Source organism: Paenibacillus ginsengarvi, assembly GCF_003626695.1.
Classification (GTDB): Bacteria; Bacillota; Bacilli; order Paenibacillales; family NBRC-103111; genus Paenibacillus_AB; species Paenibacillus_AB ginsengarvi.
Window position 1 is genome coordinate 103,721 of sequence record NZ_RBAH01000027.1, and the last position, 21,794, is coordinate 125,514.

At 54.1% G+C, this 21,794-nt stretch carries 23 protein-coding genes; 1 reads left to right on the plus strand and 22 read right to left on the minus strand.

Going from position 1 to position 21,794, the window contains the following annotated elements:
• Window positions 1-35: 35 nt before the first annotated feature.
• The 4 genes from bshB1 to D7M11_RS28635 form a co-directional block, all read right to left on the minus strand.
• Window positions 36-737, minus strand: coding sequence for a bacillithiol biosynthesis deacetylase BshB1 (bshB1, locus tag D7M11_RS28620; RefSeq protein WP_120750694.1), 702 nt, complete (start codon window positions 735-737; stop codon window positions 36-38).
• 1 nt (window position 738) lies between these two features.
• A complete protein-coding gene (locus tag D7M11_RS28625; protein ID WP_120750695.1) occupies window positions 739-1,155 on the minus strand; it encodes a methylglyoxal synthase in 417 nt (138 codons plus the stop codon).
• A 68-nt stretch (window positions 1,156-1,223) separates the two neighbouring features.
• On the minus strand, window positions 1,224-2,030 hold the full coding sequence (dapB, locus tag D7M11_RS28630; RefSeq protein WP_120750696.1) for a 4-hydroxy-tetrahydrodipicolinate reductase: 807 nt from the start codon (window positions 2,028-2,030) through the stop codon (window positions 1,224-1,226).
• 111 nt (window positions 2,031-2,141) lie between these two features.
• Entirely contained in the window at window positions 2,142-2,480 is a 339-nt protein-coding gene (locus D7M11_RS28635; RefSeq protein WP_120750697.1) for a nucleotide pyrophosphohydrolase, read from the minus strand.
• 190 nt (window positions 2,481-2,670) lie between these two features.
• On the opposite strand from D7M11_RS28635, the gene D7M11_RS28640 reads away from it, so the two are divergent.
• The gene (locus tag D7M11_RS28640; protein ID WP_420818447.1) at window positions 2,671-3,537 is read left to right on the plus strand and encodes a YitT family protein; all 867 of its coding nucleotides are present in this window, start codon (window positions 2,671-2,673) and stop codon (window positions 3,535-3,537) included.
• A gap of 105 nt (window positions 3,538-3,642) precedes the next feature.
• Here the strand turns inward: D7M11_RS28640 and D7M11_RS28645 are convergent, their stop codons facing one another.
• From D7M11_RS28645 to D7M11_RS36565, 18 genes are all read right to left on the minus strand, one after another.
• Window positions 3,643-4,512, minus strand: a complete 870-nt coding sequence (locus D7M11_RS28645) for a sporulation protein YpjB (RefSeq protein ID WP_120750698.1) — start codon at window positions 4,510-4,512, stop codon at window positions 3,643-3,645.
• A gap of 19 nt (window positions 4,513-4,531) precedes the next feature.
• A complete protein-coding gene (locus D7M11_RS28650) occupies window positions 4,532-5,170 on the minus strand; it encodes a DUF1405 domain-containing protein (protein WP_120750699.1) in 639 nt (212 codons plus the stop codon).
• A gap of 73 nt (window positions 5,171-5,243) precedes the next feature.
• Window positions 5,244-6,134, minus strand: coding sequence for a c-type cytochrome (locus D7M11_RS28655; protein ID WP_120750700.1), 891 nt, complete (start codon window positions 6,132-6,134; stop codon window positions 5,244-5,246).
• 19 nt (window positions 6,135-6,153) lie between these two features.
• Window positions 6,154-6,825, minus strand: a complete 672-nt coding sequence (gene qcrB, locus D7M11_RS28660) for a menaquinol-cytochrome c reductase cytochrome b subunit (RefSeq protein WP_120750701.1) — start codon at window positions 6,823-6,825, stop codon at window positions 6,154-6,156.
• A gap of 17 nt (window positions 6,826-6,842) precedes the next feature.
• A complete protein-coding gene (locus D7M11_RS28665) occupies window positions 6,843-7,385 on the minus strand; it encodes a QcrA and Rieske domain-containing protein (protein WP_120750702.1) in 543 nt (180 codons plus the stop codon).
• 229 nt (window positions 7,386-7,614) lie between these two features.
• A complete protein-coding gene (locus D7M11_RS28670; RefSeq protein ID WP_120750703.1) occupies window positions 7,615-8,070 on the minus strand; it encodes a DUF2487 family protein in 456 nt (151 codons plus the stop codon).
• A 172-nt stretch (window positions 8,071-8,242) separates the two neighbouring features.
• Window positions 8,243-8,419 (minus strand): IDEAL domain-containing protein, encoded by a 177-nt coding sequence (locus tag D7M11_RS28675; RefSeq protein WP_420818448.1) that lies wholly within the window; start codon window positions 8,417-8,419, stop codon window positions 8,243-8,245.
• A gap of 65 nt (window positions 8,420-8,484) precedes the next feature.
• Window positions 8,485-8,994 (minus strand): gamma carbonic anhydrase family protein, encoded by a 510-nt coding sequence (locus D7M11_RS28680; protein ID WP_120750705.1) that lies wholly within the window; start codon window positions 8,992-8,994, stop codon window positions 8,485-8,487.
• 72 nt (window positions 8,995-9,066) lie between these two features.
• Window positions 9,067-10,197 carry a hypothetical protein gene (locus tag D7M11_RS28685; RefSeq protein WP_120750706.1) on the minus strand — a complete coding sequence of 377 codons (1,131 nt, stop codon included), beginning with the start codon at window positions 10,195-10,197 and terminating at the stop codon, window positions 9,067-9,069.
• A 155-nt stretch (window positions 10,198-10,352) separates the two neighbouring features.
• Window positions 10,353-10,928 (minus strand): histidine phosphatase family protein, encoded by a 576-nt coding sequence (locus D7M11_RS28690; RefSeq protein WP_120750707.1) that lies wholly within the window; start codon window positions 10,926-10,928, stop codon window positions 10,353-10,355.
• Between the two features lie 74 nt (window positions 10,929-11,002).
• The gene (locus D7M11_RS28695) at window positions 11,003-11,602 is read right to left on the minus strand and encodes an anti-sigma factor family protein (RefSeq protein ID WP_120750708.1); all 600 of its coding nucleotides are present in this window, start codon (window positions 11,600-11,602) and stop codon (window positions 11,003-11,005) included.
• Window positions 11,603-11,618: 16 nt separating this feature from the next.
• A complete protein-coding gene (locus tag D7M11_RS28700; RefSeq protein WP_120750709.1) occupies window positions 11,619-12,200 on the minus strand; it encodes an RNA polymerase sigma factor in 582 nt (193 codons plus the stop codon).
• A gap of 614 nt (window positions 12,201-12,814) precedes the next feature.
• Entirely contained in the window at window positions 12,815-13,906 is a 1,092-nt protein-coding gene (locus D7M11_RS28705; RefSeq protein ID WP_120750710.1) for a prephenate dehydrogenase, read from the minus strand.
• 24 nt (window positions 13,907-13,930) lie between these two features.
• Complete coding sequence (gene hisC / locus D7M11_RS28710) at window positions 13,931-15,031, minus strand: histidinol-phosphate transaminase (protein ID WP_120750711.1); 1,101 nt, start codon at window positions 15,029-15,031, stop codon at window positions 13,931-13,933.
• Between the two features lie 143 nt (window positions 15,032-15,174).
• A complete protein-coding gene (locus D7M11_RS28715; RefSeq protein ID WP_120750712.1) occupies window positions 15,175-16,536 on the minus strand; it encodes an extracellular solute-binding protein in 1,362 nt (453 codons plus the stop codon).
• 93 nt (window positions 16,537-16,629) lie between these two features.
• Window positions 16,630-18,876: a peptidase C14 gene (locus D7M11_RS28720; protein ID WP_120750713.1), complete on the minus strand. Its 2,247-nt coding sequence runs from the start codon at window positions 18,874-18,876 to the stop codon at window positions 16,630-16,632.
• A gap of 141 nt (window positions 18,877-19,017) precedes the next feature.
• Window positions 19,018-21,477, minus strand: a complete 2,460-nt coding sequence (locus D7M11_RS28725) for an S-layer homology domain-containing protein (RefSeq protein WP_120750714.1) — start codon at window positions 21,475-21,477, stop codon at window positions 19,018-19,020.
• A gap of 18 nt (window positions 21,478-21,495) precedes the next feature.
• The coding region (locus D7M11_RS36565; RefSeq protein ID WP_205127127.1) for a hypothetical protein at window positions 21,496-21,794 on the minus strand (299 nt) is incomplete at its 5' end.

The window sequence follows — 21,794 nt, forward strand, 5'->3', positions numbered from 1 at the left end:
GTCCCTCCTCTGCCTTTACTATATTCCGTCCGTCGTCAAAATAGGTCGACTAACAGCGGAAGCTTGGATACGAAGCCCTCGGCATACGGAACCAGCCGTTTTTGCCCGAGCAGCCGGTCGCGCGCCTCTACCCGCTCCAGATAATCCTGGTTGAGCGGCGTCGCCACGAAGCCGTTACCGCCCGAAACGGGAGTGAACTGGCTGGCGTACGCCTGCAAAGACGCCGTTTTGGATGCATATGTATTCGTAACATCGACCATTACGTCGCATTCGTATAAATCGTTTATGAAATAAAAGTACAATTGCTGAACGGCTGCCGCCTCCGTATCCGGCAAGTAGCGGCGCAGCTTGGCGTTAAACACCGCCTCCTGCACAAGGTGGCTGCATGCGATATGATCCGGGTGACGATCCTGCCAATACGGCGCGAAGACGATACGCGGCTTCAGCCTGCGAATCTCCTCGGTAATCGCGTCCACGGCGTCTTTGGACATGTACAATCCGCGGTCCGGCATGCCCAGATTGGAGCGCTGGGCAAGCCCGAGGATACGCCCTGCTTCTTCGGCTTCCCGGCGTCTCGTTTCCACATCGCCGTTCGAGGACATTTCAGCCCGGGTCAGGTCGCAAATGGCCACCCGAAACCCGGCCAACGTATGCTTCGCTATCGTGCCGGCCATCCCGATCTCGGCATCGTCGGGATGGGCGCCGAAAATTAATAGATCTACTGTTTGATCAAGCATATCAGATCACACCCGGTTTATATTTATCTTTCAGGTCCCGCCATCCGAACTCTCCGCGTCCGAGCGAGCGTACAAGCAGCTCTGCGGAAGCAATGTTCGTGGCCACGGGAATGCCCTGGACGTCACACAACCGAAGCAGCGCAATAATATCCGGTTCGTGCGGCTGCGCCATAAGCGGATCACGCAGGAAAATGACGAGGTCCATCTCGTTGCGGGCTACCATTGCGCCGATCTGCTGATCACCGCCGAGAGGCCCCGACATAAAGCGGTGCACTTGCAGGCTCGTGCTTTCCATCACCTTCGTGCCGGTAGTTCCCGTTGCAAACAGCTCGTGATGACGGAATACTTCTTCATAAGCGATAACAAAATTGACCATTTCTTCTTTTTTACGGTCATGGGCGATTAAAGCGATATTCACTCCAGTTCCCCTCCAGGTTCGTCTCTGTGTATGCGGGCAATCCAAGTTTTAGGATGTTTATAGCATCATTAGTCGATAAAATGTTCGAACCCGTAAACGATACCGCTTAGCTCCATCGCCTTCTTGATCGACAGATTGACGCCCGGCATGTACCCGGCGCGATCATAGGAATCATGGCGTACTTTCAGCGTTTGTCCGAAGCCGCCAAAGATGACTTCCTGCTGAGCGAACACGCCTGGCAGCCGCACGCTATGAATGCGGAAGCCGTTATAATAGCCGCCCCTTGCGCCTTCGATCGTTTCTTTTTCGTTCGGATTTCCTTGCCGCAGCTCCTGGCGGTTTTGCGCGATCAGCTCGGCCGTTTTGATCGACGTGCCGGATGGGGCGTCGAGCTTCTGATCGCCGTGATATTCGATAATTTCCACATGCGGCATATACTTCGCCGCTTGGGCGGCAAATTTCATCATTAGAATCGCCCCGATCGAGAAGTTCGGCGCGACGATGCCCCCGATGCCGTTATCCTTGCAGAGCTTGTCCAATTCCTCGATATGTTCCGGAGCGAGCCCCGTCGTACCGATAACCGGCCGAACCTTATGCTTAATGGCGATGCGGCTGTTGATCATAACCGTATGCGGGGTTGTAAAGTCAACCAATACATGCGCATCCGCGTTCTCCAGCGCTTCTTCCAGATCCGTCTTCACCGTGATGCCGCAAGGCTCCTTGCCCACTAGCGTACCGGCGTCCATTCCTGCGCCCGAACGATTCACTACCGCCGCCACAAGCTGCAGTTCGGGATCGGCGAGCACCATCTTGACAACCTCCTGCCCCATTCTTCCGTTTGCTCCGGCTACTGCTACGTGAATTTTTGCGTTCATTTCCAGTTCCCCTTTATCGATAAGAAGTAAGTTGCAAGAAGTAAAATGGAACAGGCGAAACCGCGCTCGGTCCGTTCGCCTATTCGGTGAAATCCGTACAGCATATGACAGCTAGCCTTGTTCGGTGTCCTTTTTGGTCCACCGGTCGGCATCGCGGGTTTGAAACTTCTGCATAACCGCATCATGCGCCTTCGTCAGATCGATCCCGAGCGAATTGGCGAAGCATACGGTAATAAATAAAATGTCGCCGAGCTCCAGTTCGATGGAGTTGTCGGCTTCCGTCGCTTTTTTCGGCTTCTGGCCGAACTGATGATTCACTTCGCGGGCCAGCTCGCCGACTTCCTCGGACATCCGGGCTAGCATGGCAAGCGGACTGAAATAGCCTTCTTTGAATTGTGAAATGTACTTGTCCACTTCCCGCTGTATTTCTTGCAGCGATTTTTCCGACATACGGCTCCCCTTCCGTTAGTTGCGGCTGCAATATCGAGCCCTTTTTAACATATATACATGTTAACGCAAAAGGGAGGATGAAAACAAATATTTTTTGCTGCCGCCTCGCACCGTATAGAACGCGGGCGCACGTTCCGGGTATACTAATGGATAACGATGCGCTAGAAGCGGAGAGGAGTGAACCACCCGGGTGATATCACGAGGGCTGCAAGCACTGAAACTGTGGATACCTATCGCCATTGGAACGGCTATTTACGCGTTTGGACTTCATTATTTCGTATTGCCGAATGAGCTGATGGAAGGCGGCCTCACCGGCATTTCCTTGCTGCTCCATTATTCGCTTGACCTGCCGATCTCCGTGACGACACTCGTTCTGAACATCCCCTTGTTCATTCTCGGCTGGAAAACGATCGGGAGATCGGCCATGTTGTATACGGTGCTGGGTGCGGTCGCGTTGTCGTTTTTTTTGTGGGTGATGGAAATAGCCATCGAGCGCGGCTGGATCGTTCCGTTTCGAACGGAGCAGGACTTCTTCCTGTCGACGCTGTATGCGGGACTTACGCTCGGCATCGGGCTTGGCATCGTGTTCCGTTTCGGCGGCACGACCGGCGGGACGGACATTATCGCCAGTCTGCTCTCCAAAACGCGAGGCTGGAGCATCGGCCAGGTCATTTTGGCCGTCGATGTGCTCGTCATCGGCACTTCTCTCTTGTACATACCGAAGGAAAAAGTGATGTATACCCTCGTTGCCGTTTTCGTCGCTTCGCGTACGATCGATTTTATTACGGAAGGCGCCTATTCCGCCAAAGCGTTCACGATCATGTCGAGCGACGGCAAAATTATCGCCGAAACGATCACGCGGGAGCTCGAGCGAGGCGTGACCTTGTTCCCGGCAAAGGGCGCGTACTCGCAAACGAGCAAAAACGTCGTATACTGTGTCGTCTCACGGCAAGAAACGAGAAGACTGAAAACGATCGTCAAACGCATCGACCCGAACGCTTTCATCGTCATTTCCGATGTGCACGACGTCCTCGGCGAAGGGTTCAAAGGCCGTTAGGAGCTTCTAGTTGCAAAAATGACAAGGGCACGGATACGTTCCTCCGTGCCCTTCAGCTTATATATGTATACGACAAGCGTTCTCCACAATTACCGCCAGGTACGTCTACCATCCGCCGCCCCGGTGCCCGCCTCCGAATGAATTGCGCTCAAAGTCGAAAATGCGCCAAGCCGCAAACGATAAAACAGCGACGATAATCGAACCGAGCACGAGCACCCATGTAAGCGGAACATGCTTTTGCACGATCGGCATATAAACGGCGCGGTCGCTTCGCCCGAACAGCTCGTCAAGCGTCGTATGCATATGCATCAGCCCATTGTCCAATTGCCGCAAATCGAGATCCGTTTGCGACAACTGCTTACGCATGAACACAAACAGCGAATCCAGCTTTTCCACATCGCTCGGCGTTCGGCTGATGAGAAGCGATGGCCGGATCGTAGCGTAGCGGGATTGCAGCTGATTCAGATAACCCTCGGCCTGCGGCTTGTTGCGCGCTTGAACCGCTTGTCCGAACTGCGTCGTCAGCTCTTTCATCCCTTTATAATATTGCAGCCACATCGGCTGATTCGCGTGCGTCAGTGCGTCGGTAGCGAGCCGGATTTGAGCGGCGGCGGCTTGTCCTTCCTCGGCGGAATATTGCGAAGACGAAAGCACCCGCTTGGCATATACGATCGAGTCGCTTAAAGCGCCCACCCCTTCGACCGAAGCGATCCCCGTAAAACGAATATCGGTCATTTTGCCGCTCACTTCCTCCAGCGTGGCACGCGCATTATCCAAACGCCCGTCCATCACATGGCGGTAAAACTCGTCAGCAGCCGCGTTTAATTGCTCCACCTGTTTCCACTGCTCGGCTGTAACCGCCTTCCCCGATTCGGCCGGTTTTTCTTTAACGCATCCCGCCAAAGCGAAGAAAACAAATACGACTGCCAATACGATAGCGGCGGGCGATAAACGTCCCCCGGCTCTAACAAACATCGGACATCCCCCCTTGAGATCATCTTATGGGGGTTTGTCCGATTTTAGACCAACGTATCGTAAGCGCAACGACTGCCGTGCTAATCACGGTCATCGCCCATGTAAACAGCTCAATGACGCCCAAATCGTCCAGCAGGACGTCCCGCAGCCAAGGATAGATCAGTTGATGATAGTCCAGCCAGTCGTTCAGGAACAGCAGCGCCATCGCAAACAAAAGATGGGCAAGCCGCACGCGAAACCGGCCGATGAACAGAAGCGCTTCCACCGCCATGCCAAGATGGGAAGCAATCAGCATCCACTCTTCCCAGACGAGCGTGCTGCCTTGATAAGCTACGGCGGCATTCATCGCCACTGCCCAGACGCCGTATTTGACCGAGGAGACGGCGCCGAGCGCGGCAATAAAGCCGACTCCGTACGTTCCCGCCACTTTCGGGGCGAACAGGATGATCCCGAGCGATACTGTGAACCAAAGGCTGGCCGTCGGGCTATCCGGTACGAACAATACAAGCCAGGCGGGCATTTTGCTCACCGTATCGACGATTTGATCCCAATACCAGACATACCCGTATACGGTGCCGAGTACGTTGATGACGAACAGCAGGAGCAGGAACGAACGATTGTGCATCACTATGCGGTTAAACCAATACCAGATCGACACTTGCATTCCTCCTTCCCGCTTGCCTACAGAAAAGCCTGACCGTTAGAACAAACGGTCAGGCCTCATTTCTTGCCTATTGCTTCTTTTGTTTAGCGAGCCATTCGGCCATTTTGTCGATATCGGCTGCGCTCAAGCCTTTTTGGATGTTGGCGTCGTATTGCGCGCTCATCCCCGGAGCTTGACCGTTTTTGATAATATTCATAATCTCGTCTTTCGTATGCTTGTCGCCGATTCCGCGAAGCGTAGGAGCCGCTGGGCTGCCTTTCAAATCTTTGGCGTGACAAGATACGCAAGTCGCTTTTTGATAAGCCTGATAGCCCGGATCGTCTTCGGCGACAATTGCGGCTGCCGCAGGTTTCTTGGCGCCGCCGCTGCCGGACGTATTACCGGCTTTTTTCGCTTCTTTCATTTCTTCTTCACGCTTGATATGCTCCGGAACGATGTTCTTATCCGTCAGCTCTTTCTCATAGTGCATCCAGGAGACGACTGTCAAGTGGATACAAGCGATTAAGGTAACGAACATGAACGCCGAAGCCATCGGGCGTCTGTAGAAGCGTCTTTCTTTACCCGTGTCCAGGAACGGAGCGAGCAGCAAACCGCCGAACGCGATACCCGGAATGATGATCGAGCCGATAAAGATTTTCAAAGCGCTGCCCGAAACGTACGGGTATTTCAAGAATTGGTACAAAAACAGGAAGTACCAGTCCGGCATCGGAATAATAGCCGTATTAGTCGGGTCAGCCGGATATCCCAGCGGAGCCGCCTCTTGCATAACGAGCACTAGCACGCCTACGAGAGCGACGCAGCCGACCATCCATTCCTTTAGCAGGAAGTTAGGAATAAATACTTCCGACTTGCCGGGAAACGCCGAATAATCGGGTGGAACCTGCAAGCCGCCGCCTTTGCGTACGCGGGAATCCCCGACGTATACCACTTTTTCATTTGATTTATGGCCGTGTGCCACGCATTCGTCCTCCCTTCGATTATAGCGGTCCGGAAATGCCTTGCTTGCGGATCATGAAGAAGTGACCGGCGAGCAGCGCAAGTAGAACCCCAGGCAAGAAGAATACATGAAGCGCGAAGAAACGGGTGAGCGTCTGAGCGCCTACGATCTCGCCGCCTTGCAGGAAAATACCGATGTATTCACCAATAACCGGTACCGAAGTCGCAATCCCGATACCGACCTTCGTTGCGAAGTACGCTTTGTTGTCCCAAGGCAACAAGTAACCGGTAAATCCGAGGCCGAGCATGATGAAGAAAATAAGCATCCCGACGACCCAGTTCATTTCGCGAGGCGCTTTGTACGAACCCGTAAAAAATACGCGAAGCGTATGTAGGAACATCATAACGATAACCAAGCTCGCGCCCCAATGGTGCATCCCGCGGACGATTACGCCGAATGCGACTTTATTCTGCAAGTAGTCGACGCTCGTATACGCGTTAATAATATCGGGCACGTAGTACATCGTCAGAAACATCCCCGACAAAATCTGGATGATGACCAGGAAGAAGGTCAGTCCGCCAAAGCAGTATACGAATGCGGAAAAGTGATGCGCCGGGTTGACATGCTCCGGTACTTCGTGATCAGCTACGTCTCGCCATAAAGGGGTTATATCAAGACGCTCGTCAATCCAGTTGTACATGCTTTTGAACATTTGATCGTAACGCCTCCTTATTTCGTGACATGCTGATTCGGCTGTACTTTACCGAGATACACAAATCCGCTCTCGATCTTGATCTTGTACTCGTCAAGAGGAAGCGGAGCTACAGCCAAGTTCTTGCCTTCCTTGGTGTAATGCGCTTCGTGACAAGGACAGAAAAATTGGTTCGGATACCGCGTATCCGCATTCCAGTTTACCGTACAGCCGAGATGCTTACACACCGGAGACAACGCGTAGACCGCGCCCTTCTCGTCCTTCATGATCCAGGCTTCAAGTTCGATATCGCTTTCGTACCAGCCGTCGACTTGATGAATCTGGAACTTGAACGACTTCGGTTCGTTCGTGATTTTGCTTTCTTCGACAACCTTCACGAAGTCGCCTGCGCCGGTCGGTTGCAGAATCGGGTCGACCGCAAAACGGATCATCGGTATCGTCACACCGGCCGCCATGAAAGCAGTCGTTCCTCCGAGGGCATACGATAAAAATTGACGGCGGGACATTTCGCGCCGTGTCGTCGGTTGTTCGGAAGAGTGCTTGTGCTTTGCGTCATTCATTCGTCTTCTACCCCCTTTTATGCCATTTATCGCACGTCGTAATTTACGACACTTCATTGCACAATACTAGGACATTACTATAATAGCTTAGGACATGTAGAGCGTCAAGAATGTTAACTTTGCATTTCCGAGCCGTTTCGATTTGTTCGAGGCAACATTTAACGAAATTGTCACAAGTTCATCCCGAACTTATCGTTCACCATTTTCCTGACAATCATACGTATCGGAATCAATCTGTTTTTGCGTTAGACACAGCGGCTTTTTGCCAGATGGAGCGGACTTCGGAAGCGATCCTGACGCGGAACGCATCGCCGCTTTCCGTATCTCCTTCCGCCGATTCGGGGCACAGGAGCAGATCCGCATCGGGATAATCGGCCGTCATGACCGAGCTGTTCGCCGATATGAGGATGACGTAGCGGAAGCTGCCGCTTTTCAGCCGCTGGCAAACCGTGTTGACCGCGCTCGCCCCCTCCGGGCTGTCTGTGTAATGGAATGCCGGATATGTAACGATTCTGCCCTTGTAAGGCACTTCGATGCAGTCCATGACGTCGCGCAAAAACTCCAGCTCCTGCGTCGCTTCCCATGGCTGCTCGAAGCCCGTCAAGCCGGTTACCGGCAGCAGGCATGTATCGAGGTACGGACTCAGCCCTTCCCAGTCCGATTTTGCGATATCGCTAAATTTCAAAGCTCGTCCACTCCTTGTATCTCTGTTCTCCGCAAGGCGCCTCCACAGCGCCTATAATAATGTAGCACAACCTCGAGCCGAAAGCGACAGGCGCTTATAGCGCTAAACGGCAAAAAGACGGTTGAACTGGGTGTTCACCGTCTGTTCGCCATCTGCATATCGCTCCGCTTCCTCAGGAATGAAGCTGCTTCCACTGCTCGGTTAGTGCCAGAAACGACTGTTCGTCCCCTCTCTCCAGCGCGCTGTCGATTTCCCGGTATAGAGTCTGTTCCCTCATCTTGCGTATCGCTTCGTCGAGAACCATTTCTGCGAAAAGCCCTAACATCGCCCCATAACCGGAAACGTCCATTTTTTCCAAGGCGCATCCCTCCCCATATGGATATCGAGCCTACTCGGAGGAAGCGGACGAATCGTTTACAACTCGCCCTTGTATTCTCTTCCTTTCAGCACATAGCTCTCCATCGTTCGCTTCATTCGCTCTAGATCAGACTCCGTAAGCTCGCGGACAACTTTGGCCGGCGAACCGAGCGATAGCGTATAGCTCGGTATTTGTTTGTTCTCCGTAACGAGAGAACCCGCCCCTATTAAAGCATATTCACCGATGTCCGCCCCGTTTAGGACGATCGCCCCCATGCCGATTAATGTGCCGCTGCCTATCGTGCATCCGTGGATGATCGCTCCGTGCCCGACCGATACCCCGTCGCCTACGAGCAGCGGCTGATCCGTATTGACGTGGCCGATACATCCGTCCTGTATGTTCGTTCGCCGGCCGATGCGAATCGGCGCCAAGTCTCCTCGGAGCACGGTGTTGTACCAGACGGATCCTTCTTCGCCAATGGTTACGTCACCAATCAATTGAATCCCTTCCGCCAAATAGACGGATGGATGGACGACGGGAAAGGCTTGTTTGTATCGATGCAGCATTGTTATGTTCTCTCCGTTTCTGTTAGGGCGTGTGAACTAACACGCCGTAGGATGGAAATGGAGAAAATTGTATCAAGCGAGCGATCCGCTGTCAATGACGACCGGGATCGTTTCTTCATCGGGTACGTACGTTCCGGAGGCGACGCTTTCGCCAAGCTTCGTAAACAGGATCGTATGCCTGCCGCTCTCGTCTTCTCCGATCCGGACGAGTCCGAGATGCATCAGCATTCGCACGATCCGCTGTTCGAATATCGATTCCGGGGAATCGTAATAAAACGGCTTGATCAGCGGACAAAGAACGTCCCCGAGCGATTGGACGCTGACCCAATCTGACGCGAGCCGGCCGGTCCAGTATACAAGCGATTGCAGATTCGGTATCGGGCCTTTGTACAACTTGAGCCAGAAGCGGTATACCGACGCGATATTTTCCCGTTTACCCCGAAGCACGACCTCAGTTCCGATGCCGGTCAGCTCCAGCCGTCCGGGCAGCTCCTGGATGTAGCCCTGATAGTAGCAGTAGTCGTACAAAAACGACAGCCGGTCGGGCAAATCGCGGTATTTGCGACCATAACCGAAACGCCACCCCCCTTTTGCCACCGGCTCCTCCTTGATCGCAAGTGTATCCAGCAGGTGCAGCAGAGTGCGCTTGTAGATCGCTCCGTCCGACGTCAAAATCACTTCGTTGTGATATATATAATGAAGCAAGGCATACAGATCATGGGCGATCAGGTTCTGTTCGTCCCTGTAAACGTCCGGTTCGTCGGCAAATTCGAGCTTCGTGCCAAACGTGCGCACCATCGAATCGGTAAACCGCTTCTTCAAATCTTGCGGGAATTGAAACAAATATTTCGTCGTTTGGGAATGTCCGTTGAACAGCCAGCCGCGCTGCCGGAAGCTTGCGATCATCTCGCGCGCGCTGCGTTTTGGTTCGGCTTCGCCGAATTTCGACTGCTGGGCCCGGGCGATCAGCTCTTCCAGACTGAACAGGTCGCGCATTTCGAACAGGATGGAATTGAGAAAGCGAATATCCTCCAGCTCCAGCGCGTTCAGTTGTTTTTCAAAAACGTCTCTCCGGTTCACATGCGACAAAATGGACTGGATCAGTTCATTTTTCGAATGTCCGTTGCATTTGCAGTCATAGGTGTTCGCGATATTGCTTAGTTGTCCGATATCGGCATAGCAAAGCATGTCGGCCAGGTTCATAGCGATCCTCCTTTGCTTTACTAACCATTATCGCTATTTTTGTAAAAATTAAACGCCGCCTGGGAAAAATCGTCCGCCTTTCTTGAACAAAAAAAGCCCGGGATTCGCCGAAGCAATCCGCTTCGCGTCCCGGGGCTAATATTTGTACCTTCCGCTTACACTTCCATATGAGCCGTGCAATTGAATAACGGACAAGTCCAGCCATCCACGCTCCGCTGTATGATGCTGACCGACGTATTCTGCAGCGAGCCCTCAGGCATGACGTCCAGAACGCCCTCCAAGAGTACGGCGATAAAAGCGCCATGCGTAACGACAAGCACGCGTTTGCCGGGATAAGCGGCATGCAGCTCTTCCAGGCACTCGATTCCCCGCTCAAACATTTGCCCGCTCGTTTCAATGCCGTGGTCCAGCTTCTTCCAGTCCGCTCCATAAGCCGCTTCGCGCTCTTCCAGCGTAGTGCCGTCGAGTCGTCCCCACGTCCGCTCACGCAGACGACGGTCGGCGAGTGCCGGTCCGATTCCGGCAATGCCCGCGATAATGTCCGCCGTCTCCTTCGCCCGGGAAAGATCGCTGCTTACGATCAAGTCCCAGCGCTCCTGCTTCAGCCGTTCGCCGAGCGTGCTTGCCTGCCCCCTTCCGGTTTCATTCAAAGGAATATTTTGTTGGCCCTGCAGTCTGCCGGCCGCATTCCAATCCGTCATTCCGTGACGAATCAGTCCGAACGTAGTCATGATGCGTTCCTCCAGCTTGTCGTGTAAGTTTCGTGAAAAGAAACGACCTCCTGATCAAGAGGTCGTGTAAGCCGTTATGCTTTTGTACGGGATAACCAGTTCATAATGAGGATCGTCCCGGTAAAGCCAAGCAGCGAGATGACGATCATATAATCCGGCACGCTGCGGATAGGGCCCATCGTTACCATATACGGGTCCTTCAGGCTCGCCGTCGCGACCGGGAGAGATTTGGTTTTATTCGATATGCTGTTCAGATCGGTCGATACGCTCGCCACCGGCTTGAGCCCGTATTTCGGCGTCTTGTCCGCTCCTACTCCCGCAATGGCAAACACGAAGCCGAAGATGAACAAAGTCATGCACAACGCCACAACGGCGGCCAAATTGCGGCGCATCTTGTAGGAGAAAGCGTACAGCTTGCTTGGAACCGGCATACGCCACGATTCATCGGCATAAATGCGACTCATAACTTGATTCGATACGGGGACGTATTCCACCCGCTCCTCATTGCCTTGCGCGGTGCCCCGGATCAACTCCAAACTTTCCATCCATATATCGAATTCTTCGCGGCACGATTCACACTGCTCAATATGCTGGTCGACGGCTTGGCGCCGATCGTCATCCTCGGGCAAATCCCAATAGGCACCCAGCCACTCCTGAACATGTTGGCATTTCATCGTTGATTCATCCCTTCTACTCTTTGAAGACGGGCTCCATGTACGGCTCAAGCTGCATTTTGATGCTTGCTCGAGCGCGGAACAAGAGCGATTTGACGGAGCTGACCGTCTGACCCAGAATCGTCGCGATCTCCTGATAATCCAGCTGGTCGTACTCTCGCAATATGAGAGCGGACCGCTGTTTCTCCGGCAAATTGTTGATCGCGTCCCGGACCAGCGACATTTTCTCATTGCGCAAAATCGTCTGTTCGGGCGTATACTCCGTCGATGCCAAAGACATCGCCACGGACATCGCTCCATGGTCGCCGAGCGAAATGCTGACTGCTTTATTTTTACGAAGCTCGCTGAGCACCGTATTGCGCGCAATCGTATAGAGCCATGTCGAGAAGGACGCCTCTATCTCGCGGAACGAGTGCAGGCTGCGATAGGCTTTGTAGAACGTTTCGGAGCACAAATCCTCGGCCATCGATTCCATGCGGGCGCTTTTTAGCATGTGGTAGATGTACGATAAAATTTTGCGCTCGTAACGCCGCATCAATTCTTCGTAATATTGTACATTCCCGTCCTTGATTTCCCGGATCAACTGGGAATCGGTCATTACAAGCGCCCCTCCTTGCATTCCCGAGTGACGCTCCCAGTCGATAGTCTACTTAGTTGTACTATGACGGGAGCAAAAAGTTGCGCGAAAACGCGAAAATAGGTATATAAGAAAAACGTCTATCGACGTAACTCAAGGATGAGCGACCGCGTTTTAGCGGAAGTTTCTCTTGGTAAAGAAAGTCGTGTTTTACGCTTTAACGCTTTACCAAACCTAAACTTTCTTTAATAATGAAAAATTCTGATCGAAGCAATCGCTTTAAGCTATAACAATTCTGCAAATACTAGGAAAAATCCTTCTTATTTCGACACGATTCCTAAGAACTTTTGACTATAAGCGGATGCAAATGCGCTATGTAACCGACTAATCGTACGTAAAAACACAAAAAAAAAGACCACCGAAACCGGTGGTTGCACAAAGTGCCATATTTTCGGATAGGAGTGGAGAGAAACCATACTGTACTTTTATTATATGTATACGTTTTCATTTTGTCAACGATTATTTTGAAAACGGTTTCTCCAAATATGAAGTTTTTTTACGGAATGACGCACATTACTTAGACGACAGAAGCGACAAAACGGTTTCATCGTTTTGTCGCTTCTGCGAAAATTTTTTTAGAGCCGGACCTCATAACCATGATGCCCTAGCAGTAGGATGGCGGCATCCATATCGCTTTCGTTGCGGAACGAAAGGCGCAGTACGCCGGGCACATCCGCCCTGCTCTCGATAATTTGAATATTGCTCAGATTAATCCGGTGATTGCCTAGCAGCGTTGCGATTTGACCGATAATGCCGGGATGATCCTGAACGTCCACATACACGTCGTACAGTGCCGTAATGACGCCCTTGCGCCGCTCCGGCAGCTGGCTGCGAAACGCCCCCGCCTGCTCGAACGCTTGGAAGATGCCGTCGCCGTTTTCCGCTTCGAGAAGCTCTGCGAACTTTCCGATTCCCTCGTTCCAATCGCGGAGAAGCCGCAGCAGAACATGGCGGTTGTTCAGCAAAATATCTCGCCACATATCCGGATGGCCGGACGCGATACGGGTAATATCGCGAAACCCTCCCGCCGCAAGCAGCCGGTACAACTCGTCCTGCTCGTTATAACGGGCAACCTGATTCACAAGCGCGACAGCGATAACATGGGGCAAATGGCTGATCGCTCCGACGATCTCGTCATGATGCCGTGCGTCCACCCGCACGATCTGCGCTTTCGTATGCGTTAGCAAGGCCGCCAGGCGCTCGTACGCTTCCTTCGGCGTCGATTCGTCCGGGGTCAGGACATAAAACGCATTTTCGTACAAATGGGAAGCCGCGACCTCGACTCCGGACCGTTCCGAACCGGCCATCGGATGACCGCCGATAAAAAAAACGTCCGGGCGCGTATGAGCGGCCGCATAAGCGGTTATCGACGCTTTCGTGCTTCCGACGTCGGATATGATGCAGCCCGGCTTCAGCCTCATATGAAGCAGCTTGTCTAAATACAGCTCGAGCAGCCCGACGGGCACGCATAAAAAAATGAAGTCGGCGTCTGTAGCCGCTTCCTCCAGCGTATCGCACGCAGCGTCGATGACGCCGCGCTTGATCGCTTTATCCAGCTCTGCCGGATGGATGTCGAAGCCCGCGACGCTAATATCGGCCTGGTTTTTGAAGCATAACGCGAGCGAGCCGCCCATCAATCCGACGCCGACTATGGCGACTTTGGTCATTTCATTCACTCTTTACAGGTAGAATTAAGCCTGAACCGCAACTTCTTGCAGTACCTGCTCGAGCGCGGCGATAAACTTAGCGTTTTGCTCCGCGCTGCCGATCGTGACGCGAATTTTCGTCGGATAGCCGAGCGCATGGCCGCCCCGGACGATAAGCCCCTTGCGCAGCAGCGAATCAAACACCTCTTTGGCCGGACGTGAAACATCAACCATGATGAAATTGCCGTACGCCGGGAAATAGTCCAGACCAAGACGTTTGAATTCGCCGGTCAAATAGGCGATGCCTTTCGCGTTTTGCTCGCGGCAGTAAGCGATGAAGTCCTGATCCTTGACGGCCGCTTTGGCGGCGGCTTGGGCAAACCGGTTCGTATTAAACGGCTCGCGCACCTGATTGATGGCATGAATTACGTCCGGATGACCTACGCCGTAACCAATCCGCAGCGAGGCGAGCCCGTATATTTTCGAGAACGTGCGCAGCGTAATAACGTTCTTATAACGCGAGATCACTTCGATGCCGTCGGATAGCTCCGGCGAGCTGCAATATTCGATGTACGCTTCGTCGAGCACAACGAGCACGCTGGACGGAACCTGCTGCAGAAACTCCTCCAGCTCCGCCTTCGCCACGACCGTACCGGTCGGATTGTTCGGATTGCATACCCAGACGATTTTCGTCTTGTCGCTTATTTTCGCCAGCATAGCAGGCAAATCGTGCTTGCCATCCTGCAGCGGCACTTCGATGCAAACGGCGCCTTCGATCTCGCAGTTATGCTTGTACTGCGGGAACGTATGAGTCGCCATAACGGTCTCGTCGCCTTGAACCAGATACGCTCTCGCGATCATCAAAATGACGTCGTCGGACCCTGCGCCGAAAATGATCTGATTCGGCTGAACGCCGAAATGCTCCGCAAGCGCGGCAGTCAGCTCGATGGCGCCGCCGTCCGGGTACAGGCTGGCCGTCTCCAGCTCCGCTACGATCGCTTCTTTCGCTTTCGGGGAACATCCGAACGGATTTTCGTTGGAAGCCAGCTTGATAACTTCGGAGAGCCCGAGTTCGCGCTTAACCGCTTCGATCGGTTTGCCTGGCTGATATACCGGCAGATGGATAATAGTTTGTTTCGGCTGCACGGATTTCACCTCTATAAGAAGATTGGAATACATACTAGCAATAAATAGTATTGTAGCTTATTTGCATCTAGCTTTCCAGCAAAAGAAAACGTCCGGGGCACATAGGCTGCTTAAGCCGCCTACACGGACGCTGCTGGAACAGCCTATCCGGATTCGATCTGAGCGCACAGTTCTTCTTCCGTTTCGAGTCCGGCCCAGAACAGCTTCAAATCGCGGTTCATCCGTCCGAGCTCGCCCGCACCGATGCCCAGCTCGGTAAAATAGCGAAATCCGGGGATCGTCTCCCGGAATAACGAAAACCGCGAAGGCCGGTACATCGTTTCCGCGCCGACCCATTCGGCCGCCGATCGCAGCGCAGGCAAACTGTACGTATGTTTGCGAATATACGATTGCGCCTGCGGCGAACCGAGAAACTGCATCAGCCGAATCGCGGCCGACTTCTCCTTGGAGCTTCGGTTCACCGCTAGACCGATCGAGAGCAGCAGCGACATCGGCGTGCCGAGATGCGGGACGGGCGCGACATCGAACGGAATGGAAGCCGTCTGCAAATAATTGAGATAAAAAAAGCTTGTGACAATGATCGACGCTTTGCCCTTGGCCAGCATCGTTTCCGATTCCCCGGTTGCAGCGCTGTCGGACAAATGCGCCAGTTCGTTTTTGAAATCGCGGCACAAGCGCAGCGACTCCAGCATCTTCGTTCCGGCCAACCGGATGGAACCGCCGGCACTGCGTTCGAATCGGGCTCCGTCTTGCAGCAGCAGCAGCGGCCAGCGATTCGGGGAGTAAAAGTCGAAATGGAAGCCGACCCGCTCGCCCGGTACCGCGAGCCCTTCCGCCGCGCGGATCAGATCGCGCCATGTCCAGCTGCTGTCCGGCTCCGACATTTTTTTGTCCGCAAAATGGGCCCGGTTGTAAGCAAGCAGCAGAGGCGAGAAAATAAACGGCTGCACGAAGAGCTGTCCCTCTTCGGTGAAACCGTCCGTCAAAAAAGGATACAATTCCGAATTGCGCTCAAGCGGCTCGAGCAGCTCCTTGCCACCATTCTCGATGCAGTCCCGGAAGTCGGTATAGTTCATCATGACGATATCGAGCAGGCCTGCGGCGAAATAGTTGCCGATATAATGAAAGCTCGAGCTCGTTAACGGCACGATCTGCACTTTGACATGGGGGTTCGCGCTCTGGAACATCGCGATCAAATGCAGCAGGCTGGCTTCGCCGATAACCGACGCATGAAAGCCGAGCTTGACGATCGTACTCGATTCGTCCCAGAGCCCGATCACTTTATTGCCGACGCGGGGAATTTTCTCGATATACCGTTCATGAACCAAAATATCCAGCCCTTTGCGGACCGACTGGTTGCTCAGCTCGTATTGTTCGGCGAGCGCTTTCTCGGAAGGCAAATATTCGCCGAGATGCCGCTTGCCTTGGACGATTTCGTCGCGCAGGATGTTGATCATGTCGTTCAGCCGCTCGCGCGAGCTTTTCCGCTTTATCGTATGGTCCATGCGTTACCCTCATTTGCGATCGATAAGAACATACCTATTATAGCAATCCTCCGTCCTGCATTGTCAATGGCTGCCAAACCTTAAAGCAAAGCTTCACGTCAATATCAGATTGCCTTCCATATGACGGACCGAGTCGCATTGCGCTGGCAATACGGTCCTGTCCACATGCCGCTCTACGCAGGAAGTGTGAAGCATGTACGAACCTTCGCCGAACCCGGCCTCCTCCAAAACGAGCCTGCCTCCTGTAAAGCTGGCACCGACCGCCCGGTACTCGTTCGTTCCGGCTTGGATGCGAATATGGGCCATCTCGGCATCAGCCGCCACGCTTGTAATATTGCCGATATTCCAGATCACATGGTTGCCGGGCTCGGCTTGCTGCATAAACGCCTTCCGTCCGTTCGACCCGTTGAACGAGGTGCCGGAATCGACGACCACGGTTTGTCCTTCGCGGGCGTTCGCCTCCTCCCCGCCGGAAGCTGCCAGATCCCAACGTCCGGTAAGCTCGAAGCCGCAATCCTTGAATCCGCCACCGTGTACAAAAAGCTGCTTGCAGCCGATACGCAAAACACCCGCCGTTCCGCTTAACCCGGTGAACCACGTATTGTCCAGCGTGAGCCGGTCGATGCTGCCAAGCAGGACATCCTCCACATGATCGAATCGGCTGTTCGAGATGTGCAAGCTCCCGTTCACCGGCCGGTATCCGATCGCCTCAGTTCCTTCGCGGATCGGCCTGGCCAATTCTCCCCCGGCTGCCATCGCAAACCCGCAGCTATCGATCACGTTGTTCCGTTTCGATAGTTCCGAGCTTCTCGACAGCGTGACCATCCGATCAGCCGTACAGCCCTTCATGACAAGGCCGTCGAGATTGGCCCATATCGTTCCCGAATCCTCCATACCTTCCTTATAATAAGCGTGACAGTCTTCCAAAGTCAGATCCGTCAGCTTCTTATGCGCGACGATTCGCGAGGCGACGTGCCTCTGGACGGTAATCCGCTTGGCGCTGTCTCCCCACGTCGAGCCGCTGTTGGCGAACGAGAGCAGCCCGGAATTGCCGATATAGAGCAGATCGTGCTCGAATTGGCCGTGCGTCACGAACGGGCCGTAATCGTCCCCGTCGTTATGGCAGTTCTCGACCATACAGTAGCCCGCATTCGTGAAGTCGTTCAGATGCCTGGCGTTGCTCGTATTGCAGTCTCTAACATGTCCGTACAAAACGTGAATCTGCTGCGTCAAGTAGCCCGTGCCGCCCCAGTCGCGCTGCACCGGATTGATCAGCTCGCATCTTTCCGTTACGTAATGCGAGCAGTAACGCCTCATAATGACAGGCCAGAACACGCCTTCGGCGCGAATATCGGAAACGTCGCATTCTACGGCAAATTCATAGGCAACCGGGTGCGAGCCGATGCAGTCCCAAGTTTCGAAAGGCCTCACGGCCGCCGAAGATGTGGGCGGAACGGGAACGCCGACAAATTTCATATCGCGAACGCAGCTTCTTACGACCGGATTTACTTTTTGGTAAGAGATTTCCCGCCCCTGCCCGATACTCCAGCCAAGCTTGTAGTTGAACCGCACATGAGTGGGGTCTACGATCTCCGTTACTTTCAGCATGTAGTCCAGCTCGCGCTGAGCCGCACCTCCGGACAGAGGAGACACTCTGGCGAGCCACCATTCGCCGGCTGCAAACCCCGCGGAATCGGCAACCTCGTATAGGTCGGTAAGCTCGGCTATATTTTCCGTCAAAACGATTGTCTGACGCTCCTCACATGGCAAACCGCGAAAAAAGAGAACGGCGCCGAACGGATTGTCCGGACTGTTCAGCTCGATTCCGCAAGTCGTAACCGTGTGTCCGTTAAAATCGATCTCGATATGGCTGCGGTCGAATATGTGACGGCGGGCAAAGTTCAAGTCGGTGTGAACTTCAATCCGGCTAATGGACCTGTCCGCCACCATCGCCTCAAGCGCATCGTCGGCGTCCACCGTAGCGTCGAAAATGCCGAACCAGCGAAAATCGGCTGTCCCTTCGTGAACCGTCTCCCATCTTCCGCTGCAAGGTTCCACACCGTGCGGATTATGGACCGTGCCCCCGTTATCCGCTCGTCTGCTGTCCTCCGCATAACGGACCCATTTACCGCCTCCGTCGCCATCCTCCCGATAACCTCCGACGCGGACGGTCGTTCCCGAGGCAAGCCCGGAAACGGAAAGTCTCAGCAAAGCATCAACGCTGGGAACGAATGCAACATTTCCGGCATTCGAGCGGTACTCGCCGCCACCGTGTTCGCAATCCTTCAAAGCCGAGTCCGGCTTACCATTCGTGCATTGCTTCTGGCTCCAATTTTCCAACTTCGCCTGCTCCTTTTTTGCAACTGACTCGTTTCTGATTTGTTTCGATTATAGGTTTACTCCCGGACATTGTCAACCAAAGCGGGAAGCCTTTCGCAAAAAAGTCCCGACGGAGCTCTCCCGCCGAGACTGATTCGTACATTACGGTATGATGACGGAAGCCGAGCTCCCGCCCCAAGCTACGATTAAATAGTTTCCGGCTGGCAAGCCCACAGTGGACATCGCAGCTTCTGTGTTTGCCGCCGTCTGGATTTTCCTGGCGCTTCCCACCGTAACGGCACGCTCCAGATCGGCTTTTGTCAAGCTTGCACCGCGATGGTACAAATACACCTCGGCTGCTCGGTCCGTGACAACGGTCACATTCGATCCGTTCGTCTCTTTTCGCACAGTCAGCGACGGACCGAAATCGAACTCTACCGCCGTTTTCGCCGCAAGCGGAGCGCCGTTCGAATCTTTCAGAGCATTCACCGGCAGCTCGATCTTCGCCGGACCCACCGGTGCGTTTGCAAACGTAATGCGCAGCACATTGTCGCGAATTTCCAGTGTGTCGTTAATCGCATAGGTGCCGCTTGTTACGGTACCGCCGTAAGTGGCATACGATACGGTAGCCTTCAAGGCCTCCATAGTGGCGAAGCCGTTTTGAATCGGTTTGTTGAAGCCGATATCGATCATCTTGCTGTTGCTGTATACGTAGAGTGAATTTTGAGCGAGCGGCGTGCTCGCCGGTGCGTTAAGCCGAAGTTCTTGATCCCCGCTGTACGCGCTCAGCGCATAACTACCGTTCACGCCGACGACGATGTAATCTCCCGGGACTAACCCGGCGGTTGATAGTATCGCCTTCTCGCCTGCGTTTACTTGCTTGCGTATGCCTTTGCCCTGTTCGACGACGTAATCCAGCAGTGTCAAGTAGCGGGATGTCGCTCCAGGAACGAGGTAGATGGTCCCAGCCTGGTCCAGAGTGGCGTAGACGGAATCCCCTACCGTGGCGATGCGCTGGCCGCCTACATAGACACTTTCGGTTACGGTTCCTCCGAGAGGCAATGAAGCAAGAGGCACAGTTACTTGGCCAGGGTTTCCTCCGTTACCCGGATCCGTCGGCGGATTGCCCCCATTGCCCGGGTCCGTCGGCGGATTCCCTCCGTTACCCGGATCAGTTGGCGGGTTCCCTCCATTGCCCGGATCCGTCGGCGGGTTCCCCCCGTTGCCTGGATCTATCGGCGGGTTCCCTCCTCCATTACCCGGGTCTGCCGTTGAGTCTTCCCCGTTATCCGTAGCGGTGGAGGACGTTCCTCCTGCCCCCGCGGATGAACCAGTACCGCTGCCGTTCTCGATTTTACCCGGTGCCTTCTCGAAGACGATTCCGATCGCATTGATAACGGCGTGCTTTATATCCCCTTGCCCAAACACGGACGTAACGGCATTCAGAACGAGCATCAGGATCGAAGACTCTTTTCCGAAAACAAGCTTGGTGTCCTTAGCGTTGGAACCGACGCTCAGCTTTGCGATCGTGCCTTTCGGCACTTCAACGAGCAATCCCGATGCGAGTAGCTGCACATTCCCGAAGCTGCCGGCCAGCGTAATTTTCGTCTCTTTCGGAAGCGACTCCGACACAGTCACCGTATCGATGCCTGTACCCGTTACATCACCCGTCTCGATAATAACTCCCGAGAGTACGAGCACTTCCTTAATCGAGGTCGTGCCGCCGGCTGCGATCCTTACCAGTCCGTTCTTCTTGTCCACAATAACTTGAGCGAGCACGCTGCCTTCAATGTGCACGCTGTTGGCTCCGCCGCCGTTGATTTGCGTCTTGCCGGCTACCGTAACGTTTTGCAGTGTAACATCGCCTTCGCCGATGCCCTCCGCGAGTTGCAAATCGCCGGCAATGCTCATGTTTCGCAGGGTAACGCCCGGCGCGGTGACGACGACATTGCCTTTAATCGTCTCCGTACCGTTTTGCGGTCCGAACACACCCGCTTTATGGTAGATCGCAGCGCTCATCGCCCGGTCCAGCATCACGACCGCTTCCGCGCGCGTCACCATAACCGCCGGACGGAAAGAACCGTCCTCGTAGCCGTCGATAATGCCTTTCGCGGCTAAAGCACCGATAGCGCTGCGGCTCCAATCCGCAATGGAAGCGCCATCCTTAAACTTCGTCACCGCTTTCGCCGATTCGGAAGCACCGAGTTTAAGCAGTCGGGCAAGCATAACGGCCAGCTCTTGACGACTAACGTTTGTCTCGACGCGAATGCTGTTATCCTCATAACCCTCGATGTAACCGGCCTTGACGGCTTTGGCTACGTCGACGTAAGACCAGTGCTCTTTGCCGAGATCGGCGAAGCGGATGTCCGCAGACTCCGTCAAGCCTTGGGTCCGGTTGATCAGGGCGACCAGTTCGCCCCGTTTTACCGATTGATTCGGTCTCAGGCTGCCGTCTTCGTAGCCTTGAATAAATCCTTTTTGCAACCAGGCCGACAGCTGCGTCTCCGCCCAGTGACCTGTACGATCCGTCGTATTGTCCATTGCGTAAGCGAGCTGCCAGCCGGATGTCATCAGACATACGATAAGCAGAACGATAGCATGGCGCTTCATTGTACGAAACACGTGCCAACTCCTCCCCCGTTATGCGATCGTCAAGTTATCCGTGCTGGTCTGAATCGAACCCGTCTCCGCAGGAAGTGCCGAACGATTGACGTTTTCTTCGATCACGGAGCTGATGAACATATAGTTGCTTCCGCCGAAGCCGCCGCCCGTCACGGCGTATTTCCCTCCGACAAAACGCGACCCGTACGCCTTCAGCTTATGAGTGCCGCCCTCGATATGAAAATGCGCCGTACTCGCATCCGCCGCCGTACTCGTCAGCTCGCCGAGGCTCCACGTGATGACGTTACCTGGATCGACGCTTTTCAGAAACGCCTTCT